19 protein-coding genes are annotated in these 15254 nt (G+C 72.5%); 12 read left to right on the forward strand and 7 right to left on the reverse strand.

Going from position 1 to position 15254, the window contains the following annotated elements:
* Together VM242_09410 and VM242_09415 are read right to left on the reverse strand one after the other, a co-directional pair.
* A partial coding sequence (locus VM242_09410; GenBank protein HVM05378.1) for an NAD-dependent epimerase/dehydratase family protein occupies positions 1-354 on the reverse strand: 354 nt, incomplete at its 3' end.
* 64 nt (positions 355-418) lie between these two features.
* The gene (locus VM242_09415; protein HVM05379.1) at positions 419-1060 is read right to left on the reverse strand and encodes a response regulator transcription factor; all 642 of its coding nucleotides are present in this window, start codon (positions 1058-1060) and stop codon (positions 419-421) included.
* Positions 1061-1358: 298 nt separating this feature from the next.
* On the opposite strand from VM242_09415, the gene VM242_09420 reads away from it, so the two are divergent.
* The gene (locus VM242_09420) at positions 1359-2024 is read left to right on the forward strand and encodes a response regulator transcription factor (GenBank protein ID HVM05380.1); all 666 of its coding nucleotides are present in this window, start codon (positions 1359-1361) and stop codon (positions 2022-2024) included.
* Here VM242_09420 and VM242_09425 read toward each other — a convergent pair.
* Positions 2021-2848 carry an SDR family NAD(P)-dependent oxidoreductase gene (locus VM242_09425; GenBank protein HVM05381.1) on the reverse strand — a complete coding sequence of 276 codons (828 nt, stop codon included), beginning with the start codon at positions 2846-2848 and terminating at the stop codon, positions 2021-2023. The two genes, VM242_09420 and VM242_09425, sit on opposite strands and share 4 nt — an antisense overlap.
* Before the next feature lie 130 nt (positions 2849-2978).
* On the opposite strand from VM242_09425, the gene VM242_09430 reads away from it, so the two are divergent.
* The 3 genes from VM242_09430 (at position 2979) to VM242_09440 (ending at position 5625) form a co-directional block, all read left to right on the forward strand.
* Complete coding sequence (locus tag VM242_09430; GenBank protein HVM05382.1) at positions 2979-4484, forward strand: citrate/2-methylcitrate synthase; 1506 nt, start codon at positions 2979-2981, stop codon at positions 4482-4484.
* Positions 4481-4912 (forward strand): GNAT family N-acetyltransferase, encoded by a 432-nt coding sequence (locus VM242_09435; GenBank protein ID HVM05383.1) that lies wholly within the window; start codon positions 4481-4483, stop codon positions 4910-4912. The genes VM242_09430 and VM242_09435 overlap by 4 nt, the downstream gene beginning before the upstream one ends.
* Positions 4913-5403: 491 nt before the next feature.
* On the forward strand, positions 5404-5625 hold the full coding sequence (locus tag VM242_09440; GenBank protein HVM05384.1) for a PIN domain-containing protein: 222 nt from the start codon (positions 5404-5406) through the stop codon (positions 5623-5625).
* A gap of 329 nt (positions 5626-5954) precedes the next feature.
* Here the strand turns inward: VM242_09440 and VM242_09445 are convergent, their stop codons facing one another.
* On the reverse strand, positions 5955-6893 hold the full coding sequence (locus VM242_09445) for an alpha/beta hydrolase (protein ID HVM05385.1): 939 nt from the start codon (positions 6891-6893) through the stop codon (positions 5955-5957).
* A 61-nt stretch (positions 6894-6954) separates the two neighbouring features.
* Between VM242_09445 and VM242_09450 the strand changes: the two genes are divergently transcribed.
* From VM242_09450 to VM242_09460, 3 genes are all read left to right on the forward strand, one after another.
* Positions 6955-7530, forward strand: a complete 576-nt coding sequence (locus tag VM242_09450) for a helix-turn-helix domain-containing protein (protein HVM05386.1) — start codon at positions 6955-6957, stop codon at positions 7528-7530.
* A gap of 86 nt (positions 7531-7616) precedes the next feature.
* Positions 7617-7859: a type II toxin-antitoxin system prevent-host-death family antitoxin gene (locus VM242_09455; protein ID HVM05387.1), complete on the forward strand. Its 243-nt coding sequence runs from the start codon at positions 7617-7619 to the stop codon at positions 7857-7859.
* An 8-nt stretch (positions 7860-7867) separates the two neighbouring features.
* Positions 7868-8254 (forward strand): PIN domain-containing protein, encoded by a 387-nt coding sequence (locus VM242_09460; GenBank protein ID HVM05388.1) that lies wholly within the window; start codon positions 7868-7870, stop codon positions 8252-8254.
* Positions 8255-8414: 160 nt separating this feature from the next.
* Here the strand turns inward: VM242_09460 and VM242_09465 are convergent, their stop codons facing one another.
* Genes VM242_09465 through VM242_09475 form a run of 3 tightly spaced genes read right to left on the reverse strand, consistent with a single transcriptional unit; the run spans position 8415 to position 9288 of the window.
* Positions 8415-8825: a PIN domain nuclease gene (locus VM242_09465; GenBank protein ID HVM05389.1), complete on the reverse strand. Its 411-nt coding sequence runs from the start codon at positions 8823-8825 to the stop codon at positions 8415-8417.
* Positions 8822-9034 (reverse strand): type II toxin-antitoxin system VapB family antitoxin, encoded by a 213-nt coding sequence (locus VM242_09470; protein ID HVM05390.1) that lies wholly within the window; start codon positions 9032-9034, stop codon positions 8822-8824. The genes VM242_09465 and VM242_09470 overlap by 4 nt, the downstream gene beginning before the upstream one ends.
* Positions 9035-9060: 26 nt before the next feature.
* Positions 9061-9288 carry a hypothetical protein gene (locus tag VM242_09475; GenBank protein HVM05391.1) on the reverse strand — a complete coding sequence of 76 codons (228 nt, stop codon included), beginning with the start codon at positions 9286-9288 and terminating at the stop codon, positions 9061-9063.
* A gap of 108 nt (positions 9289-9396) precedes the next feature.
* On the opposite strand from VM242_09475, the gene VM242_09480 reads away from it, so the two are divergent.
* The 5 genes from VM242_09480 to tesB all read left to right on the forward strand — a co-directional run bounded on the left by VM242_09480 (position 9397) and on the right by tesB (position 15238).
* Complete coding sequence (locus tag VM242_09480) at positions 9397-11499, forward strand: hypothetical protein (protein HVM05392.1); 2103 nt, start codon at positions 9397-9399, stop codon at positions 11497-11499.
* Between the two features lie 98 nt (positions 11500-11597).
* Complete coding sequence (locus VM242_09485; protein HVM05393.1) at positions 11598-12869, forward strand: citrate synthase; 1272 nt, start codon at positions 11598-11600, stop codon at positions 12867-12869.
* Positions 12870-12871: 2 nt separating this feature from the next.
* Positions 12872-13444, forward strand: a complete 573-nt coding sequence (locus tag VM242_09490) for a sigma-70 family RNA polymerase sigma factor (GenBank protein HVM05394.1) — start codon at positions 12872-12874, stop codon at positions 13442-13444.
* Positions 13445-13470: 26 nt separating this feature from the next.
* Positions 13471-14304 (forward strand): hypothetical protein, encoded by an 834-nt coding sequence (locus tag VM242_09495; protein ID HVM05395.1) that lies wholly within the window; start codon positions 13471-13473, stop codon positions 14302-14304.
* A gap of 82 nt (positions 14305-14386) precedes the next feature.
* Complete coding sequence (tesB, locus tag VM242_09500; GenBank protein HVM05396.1) at positions 14387-15238, forward strand: acyl-CoA thioesterase II; 852 nt, start codon at positions 14387-14389, stop codon at positions 15236-15238.
* The last annotated feature ends 16 nt before the right edge of the window (positions 15239-15254 follow it).

A 15254-nucleotide genomic window follows, 5' to 3' on the forward strand; every position in this document is an offset into this window, starting at 1 on the left:
CGAGGCCACGACCAGCGCCGGCCCGCGCGCCCGGCGGACGCCCTCGAGCACCTCGAGGGTCCCCGTGGCGTTGGCGACGTGGGTCGCCAACGGGTCGTCGATGGACCGGGGCACCGAAGGGCGCGCCGCCAGGTGCACCACCGCGTCGGCACCGGCGAACGCGGCGTCGAGGACCGCCGGGTCGAGGATGGTGCCGGCGACCAGCTCCACCCGGGGGAGCCCGGCCAGGTTCGACGCGTCGCCGGTCGACAGGTCGTCGACGGCGACGACCTGGTCGACGTCGTCGCGGTCGCTCAGCACTCGGCAGAGGTTGGCGCCGATGAACCCGGCGCCGCCCGTCACCGCGACGCGCACGGGGCCGGCACGGCGGACCGGAGGGTGCCCACCACGGGCGGCGCCGGAGGGAAGGGGCGACCGGTCACGCCGGTCGCCGGGGCCGGACGCCGGCGCGTTTAGCGACGCTCACCGCCTCGAGGGTGGAGTGGACGCCCAGCTTCTCCCGCACCCGGCGGGCGTGGGTACGGACGGTGCTGGTCGAGAGGACGAGCTGGCGGGCGATCGCTGCCGGCGCCTGCCCGGCGACCATCGCCTGGAGGATGTCCCGCTCGCGGGCGGTCAGGGCCCCGAGCCGGCGCTCGACGTCGGTGGGCTCGGGCATCGGGCCCAGCAGGTGGGCGACGGCGCCCGTCAGCAGTCGCGGCGACACGAAGGTCTCGTTCCGAAGGCTCCCCCGTACGGCCGCCATCAGCTCGGCGATCGTCGCCTCCTTGGCGAGGACCGCCGAGGCACCGATCCGGAGCGCAGCGACGACGACGGCGGGGTCCTCGACCGCGCTCAGCACCACGATGCGCAGGCGGGGGTGGGCCCGCCGCAGCCGGGCGAGAGACCCGAGGTCCGGTCCGTCGATCCTGAGGTCGGTCACCAGCACGTCGGCCGGCGAGGCGGCCAGCGACGAGTCCAGCTCCGCCGTCGAAGTGGCCACGCCGACGACCTCGACGTCGTGCTCGCTCCGCAGTCGCACCGTCAGCGCGTCGACAAAGGCGGCCCGGCTGTCGGCCACGACAACCCTCAACACCCCGAAATCCCCCACGGGCCATATGGGTAACGGACGCCCGGGAACGCCGCGGGCGACGGCGTGTTCGCCGAGCAGGGGTCAGGGGAATGCCGCGTTGCGGAATGGTGCGGCGGCGCGGCACAATTGACCATCTCATGATCGCGGCGGGTGATGTCGTGAGCTTCCCACGAAACGGCGGGGGGTCGGAACGGCGGCTCGGGACGGCGGGTGGGCCCGCATGCGCGGCGGGCGAGGGACAGGGCTGGGCGACCGACGCCGATGTGCCGACCGGTTCGGGGGGCCCGTGCTCCGGGTGGTGATCTGCGACCAGCACAGGATCTTCGGCGAGGCCATGGCCAGTGTCCTCGCCGGAGAGGGGTACGACGTCGTGGAGTGCACGGACGAGCCGGCGTCCGGCTCGGCCGCCGTTGCCCGTCACCGCCCCGAGCTGTACGTCGTGGATCTCCACTTCGGCGCCGTCGAGGAGGCGAACGGGCTCGGCGATCTCCGCGCCGCCTCGCCCGCGACGCGCGTGGTCGTGGTGACCGGGTCGAGCGACCCGTCGGCGTCGTCCAGGGCCAAGGACGCCGGTGCCGACGGTTTCGTCGCCAAGGACCGCCGCCTCGACGACATCCTCGATGCCATCGCGCGCGTGGCCGCCGGCGAGGAGGTCTTCCACGAGCCGGCTGCCAACGCAGCACCCCGCCAGTCTGCGTCGCCGCCGAACGAGCCGTGGAGCAGGGCGCTGACGGCCAGGGAGCGGGAGATCTTCGACCACCTGGTCGAGGGCCAGGAGACAGCTGCCCTCGCCCGGGAGCTCGGCATGTCGTACGCGACCGCCCGCACACACATCCAGCGTCTCCTGGCCAAGCTCGGCGTCCATTCGAAGCTCGAGGCGGTTGCCCTGGCCGACTGGGCGCGGGACGATCTCGACGCGGGCACCCGAGCAAACCTCCGCGAACGCGCCTAGCGCTGAACCCCGTCGCTGCCGCCGTCGTCGTCGGCGGCGACGCGGATGCGGCGGGTGACGACCGCGCCGGCGTCGGTCACCCAGCGCGCCCCGGGCAGCGAGCCGAACCGCACCACCGCCGCCAGGCGGGGAACGGCGATCGCCGGGTAGCCGGGGATCGACCCCATCCGGATGGCGCGCTCCACGGCCCGCGCCACGGACGACGCCGGGACGCCCGGCATGAGGCGGTGCCCCATCTCGTCGGTGCGCCGGGCCACGCGGGCCCGTTCGCCGAACAGGGTGGCGACGGGGCCGGGGTTGACGGTCGTCACCGCCACCCCTCGCCGGGACACCTCGCGCCGCAGCCCGTCGCTGAAGCCCTGCACGGCGAACTTGGTGGCCGAGTAGACGGTGAGGGGCGGCACGGACACGTACGACGCGAGGGACGCCACGTTGACGACGTTGCCCCCGCCCCGCTCGAGCATCTGGGGCAGCACGCGCTGGGTGAGGTCGATGAGGGCGAGGACGTTGAGCTCGAACAGGGCGCGCACGCGCTCGGCCGGCATGTCCTCGACTCGTCCCACCCACCCCATGCCCGCGTTGTTCACGAGCACGTCGACCCGGCCCACCCGCTCCAGCAGGGTGGCCCGATCGGCGTCGACCGTGACGTCGGCCACCAACGGGGTGATGCCGGGGACGGCGGCGGCCAACTCGGCCAGCGGCCCCTCGCTGCGAGCCACCGCCCACACGCGGGCGCCCTTGCGTGCCAGGCGCTCGGCGGTGGCCCGCCCGATCCCGGACGAGGCGCCGGTGACGACGACGGACAGGCCTGTGAGCCGTTGCATCCGACCAGTAGAGCCGCGGCGGGCCGCCCCGGGCGACCGCCCGGCCCACCGGATAGTTTGCGGGCGACAGCCGGCCCCCGAAGAGCGGAGTCCCGATTTGGCCACGCCCGCGCGCACCATCGCCGATCTCATGAGCACCCCCGTGCTGACGGCGGAGCCCACCGAGCTCATCTCCGAGGCCGCCGCCCGCATGCTCGAGCACCGGGTCGGCTCGGTGGTCGTGGTGGACGGCGGCCGGCCGGTGGGCATCCTCACCGAGCACGACCTCGTCCGCTTCTCGGCCAAGGGCGAGGACGGGCCCACCAAGGTCGTCGAGCTGATGTCCCCCGACCCCTTCACCCTCGGCCCCGACGTCGAGGTGGTGGACGCGTGGAACACCATCGCCGAGAAGGGGTACCGCCACATCCCCGTCGTCGACGGCGCCGAGCTGGTGGGCCTCATCAGCCTGACCGACCTCGTCGCGATGGCCCAGATCCGGTCCATGGGCCATCCCAGCCTGGTCGAGGCGCCCAAGGGCCTCGAGGGCGTGGTGGTGGCCGAGACGGCGGTGGGCGACGTGCGGGGCCAGGAGGGCTTCTACCACTACCGCCACTACAACGCCGTGGAGCTGGCCGGGAAGCGGTCGCTCGAGGACGTGTGGTACCTGCTCTTCAACGGCGAGCTGCCGGACGGCGCGCAGCGGGCCGGGTTCCTCGACGAGGTTCGCCCGCTGTCGGCCATCCCCGACGCCGTGAAGCCGCTGTTGCCCGACATCGCCCGGGCCGGCGGTGCCCCGGGCCCGCTCGACGCCCTGCGCACGGCCATGTCGGCGGTGTCCCAGGCCCTCGACATGCGCCCGAGCATGGACCTCACGGCCGACGAGCGGCGGGGCGACGCCCTGCGCATCTGCGCCGTCACGCCCACCCTGATCATGGCGCTGCACCGGCTCCGCAACGGTCTCGACCCGCTCGAGCCGAGGCCCGATCTGGGGTACTCGGCGAACTACCTGTACCTGCTCACCGGCGAGGTCCCCGACCCCGACCACGCCCGGGCCGTCGAGCAGTACCAGATCTCGACCATCGACCACGGGTTCAACGCGTCGACGTTCACCGCCCGCGTCGTCACGTCCACCGGTGCCGACCTCGGCTCGGCGACCGTGGCCGCCATCGGCGCCCTCTCGGGACCGCTGCACGGCGGCGCTCCCAGCCGGGCCCTCGACATGCTGGACGCCATCGGGACCCCCGACAAGGCGGAGGAGTGGATCCGGGGCGCCGTCAACCGTGGCGAGCGGATCATGGGCTTCGGCCACCGCGTCTACAAGACCGACGACCCGCGCTCGCTCATGCTCCGCGGCGTGGCGCAGCGCCTGGGCGGCGACAAGGCCGCCTTCGCCACCCAGGTGGAGCAGACGGTGGTGGACGTGCTGGCCGAGCTCAAGCCCGGTCGCCACCTCTACGCCAACGTGGAGTTCTACGCCGGCGTGGTGATGGACCGGTGCGGGCTGCCCCGGGAGCTGTTCACGCCGACGTTCGCGTCGAGCCGGGTCATCGGGTGGTGCGCCAACATGCTCGAGCAGGCCGCCGACAACCGCATCATCCGGCCCAGCGCCCGCTACGTCGGCCCGCCGCCGCCCCAGCCGGTCCCCGACCCGGCGTGATCCGCGTCGTCGAGGCGTCGGAGGTCGACGACGACCTCGTCGCCGCCTTCGGCCGGCTCGTGCCCCAGGTGTCCGGCTCGGCGCCGCCGCCCACGGCCGCCGAACTGGCGGAGATGGTCGAGGCGCCCGGCACGCGCCTGCTGCTGGCCGTGGACGACGCCGGAACCGTGGTGGGGACGCTCACCCTGGTGGTGTTCCGCATCCCCACCGGGGTGCGGGCCTGGATCGAGGACGTCGTCACCGACGCGGCGGCCCGTCGCCGGGGCGTGGCCGAGTCCCTCACCCGCCGGGCGTGCGACATCGCCGCCGAGGCGGGCGCCCGGACGGTCGACCTCACCTCGCGGCCCAGCCGGGAGGCGGCCAACCTCCTGTACGCCAAGCTCGGCTTCGAGCGCCGCGATACGAACGTGTACAGATTGACGCTATGACCTGTACGTCCCCGGCTACGCTGGTGACCGCGAAGGTGGTCATCAGTGACCTACGGGCGAACCTCAGGCCTACATCGAGCGCGCCGCAGCGGGCGAGCGCCTCGTCGTGACCGATCGTGGCGTCCCTGTCGCCCGACTCGTTGCTGCGAGTCAAGAAGAGCTGCTCGACCGCCTGGCCCGCGAGGGCGCCGTCACACGAGCGGCGCGGCCGAAGTCGCGTGCCTCGAAGAGCCGACGCGTCAAGGCGACCGGCCCGGTGGCGGAGCTCGTGAGCGAGATGCGCGCCGACCGGCGCTCGCGTTCTGGGATAGCAGCGCCTTCGTCAAGCTGCTGATCGACGAGGTCGGCAGCGACGACGCCGAAGCGCTGTGGAACGATCCTGGACCGGCCGCGGCCAGTCGCCTCGTCGTCCCCGAGGTCAGTGCCGCGCTCGCGACGGGGCGGCGTATCGGCCGACTCGACGAGAAGTCGCATCGCGTTGCACAGCGAGCGTGAGCTATCGAGCTGAGATCGACTTCGTCGAGCTCACGCCGACGATGGCCGACCGCGCCGCAGCGCTCGCGGTGAAGCACGATCTGAGCGGTCGGGACGCGGTGCACCTGGCGACGGCGCTCGGCCTTCGAGAGCCATCGATGATCGTCGCAACCTGGGACCAACGCCTCGCGACCGCTGCTGTCGCGGAGCGGATCGTGGTGGTGCCGGAGCAGACGTGACTGCACCGTTCCGCATCGCGCGGAATCCTGACCCCGACCCGGCGCTTCCGTACGTCCTGTCGATCCCGGTGGCGCCGTCGCCGGTGGTGGTCAAGGCCGAAGAGACGTGGCCAAGGACCGGAAAGGTCCACTGCGATCGCGGCGACCGGCCGGAGCACCCCGACATCGCAACCACTGGTCGCGGGGCACGGGTGCCGCCGTGTCGACGATCACCGGCTCCGGGCCTCGGATGACCATCGAGTTCACGGGGAGGAAGAGATCGCCGGCGGGCACGACGTTCGGGATGAGGAACGTGTCGGGTGCGACCACGATGGGATCGAGCGGCACCGTCACGAGCGCCCGTCGCCCGGTCGCGGGTGGCGAGCCCAAAACTCCTCGACGACGGCTGCAGCGTCGTCGACGCGTTCCCACGCGGGCGAGAGATGGGAGCCGGCGAACGCGATGACGTCGACGCCTGGCCGGGATTTCGCGAGATCGGCGAGGTCCTCGTCGATCGGCGGTGGCGCCCACTCCGTGCACCGGATGATCAGGGTCGGTGCGGTCGTGGCTCGGTAGTCGGCGAGCACGTCGACGTCTCGAGCGAACGCACCGGAGATGATCGCTCGATCGGGGCGACGCAGAGAGGTCCCGTCGCCGCGGGCGAGAAACTGGCGGTCGATGACCGCGTCGAGGTTCGGAAGGTCCATCCGTGATGCGGTCAGCCATCCCCGCATGCTGGCCGCCTGTCGCTGCCGCTCGGCGGCGTCCTGGACGACGGGCGCCTCCGTCATCTGCTCGAGCTCGCGTCGCGCGCCAACCAGCCATGCCTGGTGGACCGCCTGACCATCGGTGTCGGCCACGGTGAGATGACCGGGCGGAAACCCGTCGATGCTCACGAGGCGGCCTCCGCCGTTGGCTTCGCCATGTCGGGCCGCGTAGCGGGCCGCGACCATTCCTCCCAGGGAGTGCCCCAGCAGGTCGGGAGCGTCGAGGCCGAAGTGCAGGATCACCCCGTGGAGGGCGTCAGCCATGGTGCCGATCGGATCGGTGTCGAGGTCGCCGATGCGTCCGGACCAGCCACAACCGGGCAGATCGAAGGCGATGACCCGGTGGCCACCGAACCGCTCGGCGAGCGGGTCCATCGTCTCGAGGTTGCCGCCGACTCCGTGGAGAAGCACCAGACCTGGTCCGTCACCCCCGTGATCGCGCACGGCGACTCGAACGCCGCCCACCAGCACCCACCCGTCAGAAGCCGATCGTGCTCGGTCTCGGGCCACGCCACTTGACATCCTGTAAAGGTATTAGGTTCTTTACAGCATGTCAACTCGACGCGAGGGGACCCGGAGCCGGTTGCTCGGCGCAGCGCGAGCGCTGTTCGAGGAACGCGGCTACCACGACGTCGGCCTCGAGGAGATCGGCGCGGCGGCCGGGGTGAGCCGACAGGCCGTCTACCTCCACTTCGGGTCCAAGGCGCAGCTTCTCGTCGCGCTGTTCAGCTGGATCGAGGAACAAGAACACCTCGGCGAGCTGCTCGCGCCTGTTTTCGCCTCACCCGACGGGGTGGAGGCGCTCTCGCTGCTCGTCGACGCACACAGTCGCTTCGAGCCAGGCATCACCAAGATCGCCGACGTCGCCGAAGCCGCCAGACGGACGGCGCCCGAGATGGACGAGCTGGTCCGTGGCCGCATGGAGCTACGCCTACAGGGCATGCGTCAGATCGTGGCGCGCATCCATGCACAGGGCCGGCTCCGGAGCGACTGGACCGTCGATGACGCCGCCGGCTTCGTGTGGACCCTCCTGTCGCCCGAGTCGCATCGCCTGCTCGTCAGAGAACTGGGCTGGTCCAACCAACGATGGGCGACGGGCGCCAAGCGCCTGCTCCTCGACGCACTCGTAGACCCCGGCGACCGAGACCTTCCTCGGTGACTACGCCAACCCCACGGCGTCGGGCTACCCAGCCTCGAAAGGGCGGTCTCGGCGTCATCCTCGGTTCAATCTGATAATCTGATTTCATGCCCGAGGTCAGCGCGACCGAAGCAGCCCGGAACTTCGCCGACATCCTGGACGCGGTCGAGCACCGCGGCGAGCACTTCACCGTCGTCCGGCGGGGAAGGCCCGTCGCCCATCTCGGGCCGGCCAGACCCGGACGGGGAGCCGATGCGAAGGCGATGCTTCGGAGGCACCGGCGCGACGAGAGCTGGGGGACCGAGCTGGCGTCGCTCCGCCGGCTCGTCGAGATCGAGGATCGATCCTGACCCGCCTCCTGCTCGACACGACCTTCCTCATCGACGCCGACCGTTCCCGTAGCGGCCTGGATGATGTGATCGCCGACGAGGACGACGTCGCCATCGCCGCGGTCACCATCGCCGAGCTCCGCGTCGGTGCGCTGCTGGGCACCCGGAAGAAGGCTGCCGCGAGGACCGCGTTCGTGGAGGACGTGCTTGCCGCGATCCCCGTGATCGCCTACGACGTCGCTGTCGCCGAGGCTCATGCACGACTGCTCGTCGCGGTGCGCCGCCAGGGTACGCCGCGGGGAGCGCACGATCTGTTGATCGCCGCGACAGCGTCGGCGTCTCGCCGGGCGGTCGTCACCGCGGACGCCACGGCGTTCGCCGACGTGCCCGACCTCGAGGTCCGGCATCATCGCTGAAGTGGCGAGCGATCGACTTCCGGCGTCCTGCCGGCCGGACGAAGCCTCGGTGAGCATGGGACGCGCGCCACGCGGGTTGTCGATCCCGCAGCGCACAGAGGGGCTTCGAATGCAGAGGCCGGTCGGGTGGCCGATGCCACCCCACCGGCTGAAGGCGACGTCAGGTGGGCCGTGACGCCTCGTCGAGGTCGATCCCCACGACGTGGGCGACCCGGCTCAGGCCGGCGTCTCTCGCGAGGACCGTGGCGCGGTGCCGCCGGGCAACCGACGCGATCATGCAGTCGACCATGCCTCGGGGAGTGACACCGGCGCGCCGGCAGGCCCGGTAGATGCGGGCCGCGGCTTCGAAATCGGCGACCGGGTCGAACCGGAGCAGATGGGATCGCAGCAGGAGCCGGCGAAGGTCTGCCTCGCGATCGTCGCTGCGCGCGCCGGCCATGACCTCCATGACCACCGGTTCGGTCACGGCGACCTGGTCGCCAGCGGCGATGAGCTGCGACAGGCGCCGGTCGACGGGACTGCCGGTGGCGCGGTCGTACTCCACCCACGCCGATGTGTCGACGAGGATCACGAGACGGCGGCCGGTGGGACATCCTCCGGGACCTCGTCGATCGCCTCGGCGCCCCGCATCGCCACCGCCTCGTCACGGCTCATCGGTTGACCGGCGAGGTGGCGAAGCGCAAGGTCGACGGCCTCGGTCTTGGTGTGCACGCCGAAGCGGTCCATGATCGCCCTGACGTAGGTGTCCTCGATCTCGATGTTGGTACGAGTGCGTGCCATACACCAAAGGTACACGCCGGTTTTCGTCACCCCGCCGGCGGCTCGCACGTGTGCACCACCACGCCGTCGATGGACACCTCGCCGGGGGTGTCGGTCACCTCGGTGCCGGGGGACGCCGTCCCGACCGTCTCCCCGCACGACGGGCAGCGCACCGGCTCCACGTCGTCCTCCCGGATCCGCTTCCCGTCGGGCCCGAAAGAGGGCCAGCCCCCACGCGGCGCGCTCCAGTCGTAGCGGTGCATGTGCTCAGGCATCGCCGTCGCCCCCGGTCACCGGCACAGCGTATGTATCAGTCCCTCCGCATCGCTGCTCTCGTCGGCGGTGGACGGGCTCTTCCGTCCCCGGGACCCGGGGGGACTCCGATGGACGACCAGACGCACGCCAAGGACGAGCTCGAGCAGGTGGCGCTGCCGCGGCGGCGCTTCCGCTCGCTGATCGCCGCCAACCCCAACTACTTCGGGTCGTTCCCCGACCTCGGGTTCGAGGCGGTGGAGCCGAAGGACGGGGACAAGACGTACGAGGAGCTGGACTGCCTCTCGTACAGCCCCGAGCGCGACCGGATCGAGGCGACGGTGCTGGTGAAGCGGTCGTCCGGCTACTCGGGCGGGCCCTGCACGGCCGGCTCGTTCGAGCACGTGCGGTTCTACGTGGACTACGGCAGCGGCTGGGAGGACGCCGGCACGGCAGCGGTCAACGTTCACGACATCCCCGCCGGCCGGGACTGCTCGGGCGGCGCCACCCACCCGCTCAGCTACGTGTGCGGGGTCGCCCTCCGGCCCCGGCGGAAGTGGTGCTCCAAGCCGGTCCTCCCGATGGTGCGGGCGATCCTGTCGTGGAACCTGGAGCCGCCCGCCGGCCAGCCCGACTGGACGCCGCCGTGGGGCGACGTCACCGACTGCCGCGTGCAGATCCGTCCCCGCCGCTTCTTCCTCTCCGACATCGTCGCCGAGCTGCCCAAGTCGGTCCTGGAGATCGTGCCCAAGGCCGTCGTCGATGAGCCGCCGTCGCCCGATCCCGACCCCGGCCCGCTCCAGGCGTTGAGCCTTCAGGAGCTGAGCCGGCGCTACCGGGGCAAGAAGGTCCCCGCCCACCGGTTCGCGCTGGAGGCGCTGACGTCGATGGCGGGCACGCCCGCCGCCGGCCCGTCCGAGCTGGCGTCCGTCGCCCTGTCGGCCAAGGAGGCCGGCATCGACCTCGTCGACGTGCTGAAGGCGGTCGAGGACACCTCGGGGAACACCACGTACGAGGAGCTCGAGTGCCTGGGCCTCGATGCCGCCCTCCAGGGCGGGTCCCTGGTGGCGTCGTTCGAGGTGAAGCAGTCGAGCGGCTACTCGGGACCGCCGTGCAGCGCCGGCAGCACCGAGTACGTCGCCTTCTGGGCCGACTGGGAGGACGACTGCTCGCTCGGCTACCTGGGCACCGTGGAGGTAAAGGTCCACGACTACGACGACATCGGCGACGGCCTCTGCTACGCCGCCGTCCTGCCCGTCGACGTGGGCGCTTTCCGCCGCGGCTGCCAGGAGCCGGTGCTGCGGCGGGTGCGGGCGGTCCTCTCCTGGAACACGCCGCCGTCCACCACCGACCCCGACGCCGTCCCCGTGTGGGGCAACCGCATCGACCGGAGCGTAAAGATCGAGCCCGGCCCCGTCTACGACGGCACCGCCCGGTTCACCATCGTGGGGGGCGTCGCCGCCGCCGACGTCGACCTGGTCACCGGCCTCACCGTGCCGGGCGCCGTCCTCGGCGTCGCCACGCCGCTGCCCGACCACTGCCCGTTCACCGGCGACGTCGTGCTGCACGGACCGCTGGACCCGGCCCTCGCCGGCCACCAGTACCGCATCCGGGCCACCGACGTGGACTCCGGCGCCACCCAGCTCCTCACCGATCCGTTCCACGTCGTGACGTCGGGAGGCACGTCGGTGCTCGTGACGCCGGCGGCCGACGGGTGGGTGCCGTGGCCCACGTGGACGGGCAACACCACCGGCGTGCTCGGCCACCTGGCGCCCGGCGGGAACGACCGGTGGGACTTCACCCTCGAGCTCGACGTCCCCCTCAACGTGGTGGACACCGCCCGGGTCCGGATGGACAGCATCGTGCGCGGCGTGGCCGAGCCCACCGACACGGTCAACGCCGGTGACCTCGAGCTCCAGACGGCGGGCCAGTGCAAGGTGCCCCACGGCCCCGTGAACGGCACGTTCGTCGCCCGCGACCGCCACTTCCGGAACTGGTCGATCTCGGTCATCGGGGGCCCGGGCGGCCCCATTCCCCCCATCCCCCTCACGGTGGGCATCGGCACCGGCACGCAGACGCCGTTCGCCGGGACGCCCTTCACCCTGGACTTCGGGGACCCGATGATCGCCCCGTGCGGGTACGTCGTGCGCCTCACCATCCAGGACCGGGCGATCGTGGACAGCGTCACCCTCGGGCATCACACCACCGTCGACCGGGGCCTCTGCCTGGAGTGACCTCGGGCGGGCGGGGCGGGCGCCGGCACGACGGCCGGCGCCCGCCCGCGGGGCCGGACCGCCGGGGAGCCGCCCGGCGGGCGGTAGCGTTTCCTCTCGTGACCGAGTCGCTCACCATCACCGACAACCGCACCGGCGAGTCCTTCGAAGCCCCGATCGTGAACGGGGGCGTCTCGTCCGACGTGTGGCGCAAGGCGCTGCCCGACGTGTTGTTCTACGACCCCGCCTTCATGGCGACGGCCGCCTGCGAGAGCGCCGTCACCTACCTCGACGGCGACGCCGGCATCCTCCGCTACCGGGGCTACCCCATCGAGCAGCTGGCCGAGCGGTCCACCTATCTCGAGGTGTCGTACCTGCTCCTGCACGGGGAGCTGCCCACACCGGAGCAGTACGAGGCGTGGGTGAAGGACATCACGTACCACACCTTCATCCACGAGAACGTGCGGAAGCGGTTCCTCGAGGGCTTCCACTACGACGCCCACCCGATGGGGATGCTCGTCTCGGCCGTGGCCGCCCTGTCGACCTTCTACCTCGACGCCAAGAGGATCCACGACCCCGACTGCCGGCAGCGCCAGATCGTGCGGCTCATCGCCAAGATGCCCACGCTGGCCGCCGCCGCCCACCGCTTCAGCGTCGGGATGCCGTTCGTCTACCCCGACAACTCCCTGGGCTTCTCCGCCAACTTCCTGTCGATGATGTGGAAGGTCGCCGAACCCCGCTTCGAGGCCGACCCGGCCCTGTCGCGGGCGCTCGACGTGCTGTTCATCCTCCATGCCGACCACGAGCAGAACTGCTCGACGACGGCGATGCGCACCGTGGGGTCCGCCCATGCCGACCCGTACTCGGCGTGCGCGGCCGCCGCCGCCGCCCTCTACGGCCCCCGCCACGGCGGCGCCAACGAGGCGGTCATCCGCATGCTCACCGAGATCGGGTCCATCGAGAACGTCCCCGACTTCCTCAAGAGCGTGAAGTCGGGCAGCGGCGCCCGCCTCCAGGGCTTCGGCCACCGCGTCTACAAGAGCTACGACCCCCGCGCCCGGATCATCAAGCAGGTCGCCGACGAGGTGTTCGCGGTCACCGGCGCCAACCCCCTCCTCGACATCGCCCTCAAGCTGGAGGAGGCGGCGCTCTCCGACGACTACTTCATCTCCCGGAAGCTCTACCCGAACGTGGACTTCTACTCCGGGCTCATCTACCAGGCCATGGGCTTCCCGGTGGAGATGTTCCCGGTCCTCTTCGCCATCCCCCGCACGTCGGGGTGGCTGGCGCACTGGGTCGAGCTGCTGGAGCAGAACTCGAAGATCGCCCGCCCGCGCCAGCTCTACGTCGGCCCCGGCACCAGGGACTACGTGCCCATCGCCGAGCGCTGACGGTGGCGTCCTCGGCGGAAGACGTCTACCGGCGGCTGGCGCCGCCCGTGCTCGGTTACCTCCGCGCCCAGCGGGCGCCCGACCCCGAGGACCTGCTGGGCGAGGTGTTCCTCCAGGTCGCCCGCGACCTCCACAAGTTCGAGGGCGACGACGCCGCGCTCCGCCGGTGGGTGTTCGCCATCGCCCACAACCGCCTGCTGGACGCCCGCCGCCGGGCGTCCCGGCGACCCCGGCTGGTCGACCGGGACGTCCCCCACGCGCCGGCCCCGCCGCCCGCCGACCCGTTCGACCCCGAGCTGGTCGAGGCCCTCTCGCGGCTGACGCCCGACCAGCGCGAGGTCGTCGTCCTGCGCTTCGTGGCCGACCTCCCGCTGGCCGACGTGGCCCGCATCACCGGGCGCCGGGTGGGCGCCGTGAAGGCGATGCAGCACCGGGCGCTGGAGACGCTCTCGTCGCTCGTGGACCGGCCCGCACCACCACCGCCCGCACCACCACCGCCGGCGGCTGCGTCGCCGACCCTGGCCGTCCTGCCGTCGGCGGCCGAGGACAACCTCACCACCCCGCCCGTATCCTGAGCCTCCCGGCCGGCGCTCACCCGGGCATGGAACACGACGACCAGTCTCCCGCCGTCCGCCGGCTCCACGAGCTCGGCACCCAGCCCGTCGACCCCGACGTGGCCGCCCGCCACCAGGCCTACCTCTCCGCCGCCACCCCGGCGCCGGGCCGCAGCCGCATGCGCCCCCTCCTGGCCGGCACCATGCTGGCGGGCGCCCTCCTGGGCGGGACCGGGCTGGCCGCCGCCCTCCCCGGGTCGCTGCCCGAGCAGGCCGGCTCGGTCGCCCGTGAGGTGCTGGCCGCCGCCCAGCTGGTCGACGACGAGGACGGCGACAAGAAGGCCGAGCAGGCGGCGAAGAAGGCCGCCCGCGCCGCCGCCAGGGCCGAGGGCGGGCCCGGCACCGAGCGCTTCCTCGAGGGCTGCACCGTGGGCGACCCGCCCGAGCCCTTCAAGGGCAACCACGGCCAGTACGTCAAGGCCCACCCGGACGACCCGGCCACCCCCGACGTCAACGAGCGCCAGGTGGCGGCCGAGTCGGACTGTGGCAAGCCCCTGTCCTCGCTGAACGGCGACGACGAATCCGAGGCGAACGAGGCCGACGAGCCGAAGGACGAGACCAGGTCGACCGGCGCCGACAAGGCCGCCGAGGCCAAGGCCGCGGCCGAGGCCCGCAAGGATGCCGCCGAGGGCGGCGAGGCCGGCCGTCCGGAGAGCCCCGGCAACTCGGAGGGGCCCAAGCCGCCGGCCACGGCCGACAACGAGCAGGGCGCCGAGAACCGGGCCACCGAGCGAGGCAGCTCCGGCGACGCCGGCAAGGCGGCGGAGAACCGTCCGGAGGGCGTGGGCCCGCCCACCTCGACGTCCACCTCCACTCCGTAACCCGTCCGCACCCTCTCCCCGCGCCGCCCGGTGCCCCGGCACCGGGCGGCGGCGCGTACGGAGGCGGTGCCAGGATGAGCCCATGACCGCCCTCGGCGACCTGGTCGCGCTGCTCGACCTGGAGCCGATCGAGGTGAACGTGTTCCGCGGTCGCAGCCCGGACGACAAGCGTCAGCGGGTGTTCGGCGGCCAGGTGGCCGGGCAGGCGCTGGTGGCGGCCGGCCGCACCGTCGAGACGGGCCGGGCCGTCCACTCGCTGCACGCCTACTTCCTCCGCCCGGGCGATCCGTCGGTGCCGATCCTCTACGACGTGGACCGCATCCGCGACGGCCGCTCCTTCACCACCCGCCGCGTCGTCGCCATCCAGCACGGTCAGGCGATCTTCAACCTGGCGGCGTCGTTCCACGCCGACGAGGACGGCTTCGACCACCAGCTGCCCATGCCGGAGGCACCGCCGCCCGAGGGGCTGCCGACGTTCGCCGAGCGGCTGGCGCCCTACCGCGACCAGGTCGGCGAGTGGTACTCGCGGCCGCAGCCCATCGACCTGCGCCACGCGGACGAGCCGCCCCACGCCACCGGTGGTGGGCCGGGCCGGCCGCCGTGCCAGCAGGTGTGGTTCCGGGCCGACGGCTCGCTGCCCGACGACCCGCTGCTGCACGCCTGCGTCGTCACCTACGCCTCCGACCTTTCGCTGCTCGACTCCATCCTGCTGGCCCACGGGACCAGCTGGCTGGACCCGGCGCTGATGGGCGCCAGCCTCGATCACGCCATGTGGTTCCACCGCCCTTTCCGGGCCGACGAGTGGCTGCTGTACGACCAGGAGAGCGCCTCGGCGTCCGGCGCCCGGGGGCTCGGCCAGGGCCGCATCTACCGCCGGGACGGCGTCCACGCCGTGTCGGTGGTGCAGGAAGGGCTGTTCCGCCGCCGCCGCTGACCGCCCGTCCCCGGCC

This window comes from Acidimicrobiales bacterium (assembly GCA_035540975.1).
Taxonomy (GTDB): domain Bacteria; phylum Actinomycetota; class Acidimicrobiia; order Acidimicrobiales.

Bases quoted from the DNA above. Each gene is read 5' to 3' on its own strand.
- VM242_09425 (HVM05381.1), bottom strand. From the start codon at position 2,848: ATGCAACGGCTCACAGGCCTGTCCGTCGTCGTCACCGGCGCCTCGTCC.
- VM242_09430 (HVM05382.1), top strand. From the start codon at position 2,979: ATGAGCACCCCCGTGCTGACGGCGGAGCCCACCGAGCTCATCTCCGAG.
- VM242_09445 (HVM05385.1), bottom strand. From the start codon at position 6,893: ATGTCAAGTGGCGTGGCCCGAGACCGAGCACGATCGGCTTCTGACGGG.
- VM242_09455 (HVM05387.1), top strand. From the start codon at position 7,617: ATGCCCGAGGTCAGCGCGACCGAAGCAGCCCGGAACTTCGCCGACATC.
- VM242_09470 (HVM05390.1), bottom strand. From the start codon at position 9,034: ATGGCACGCACTCGTACCAACATCGAGATCGAGGACACCTACGTCAGG.
- VM242_09475 (HVM05391.1), bottom strand. From the start codon at position 9,288: ATGCCTGAGCACATGCACCGCTACGACTGGAGCGCGCCGCGTGGGGGC.
- VM242_09480 (HVM05392.1), top strand. From the start codon at position 9,397: ATGGACGACCAGACGCACGCCAAGGACGAGCTCGAGCAGGTGGCGCTG.
- VM242_09495 (HVM05395.1), top strand. From the start codon at position 13,471: ATGGAACACGACGACCAGTCTCCCGCCGTCCGCCGGCTCCACGAGCTC.
- tesB (HVM05396.1), top strand. From the start codon at position 14,387: ATGACCGCCCTCGGCGACCTGGTCGCGCTGCTCGACCTGGAGCCGATC.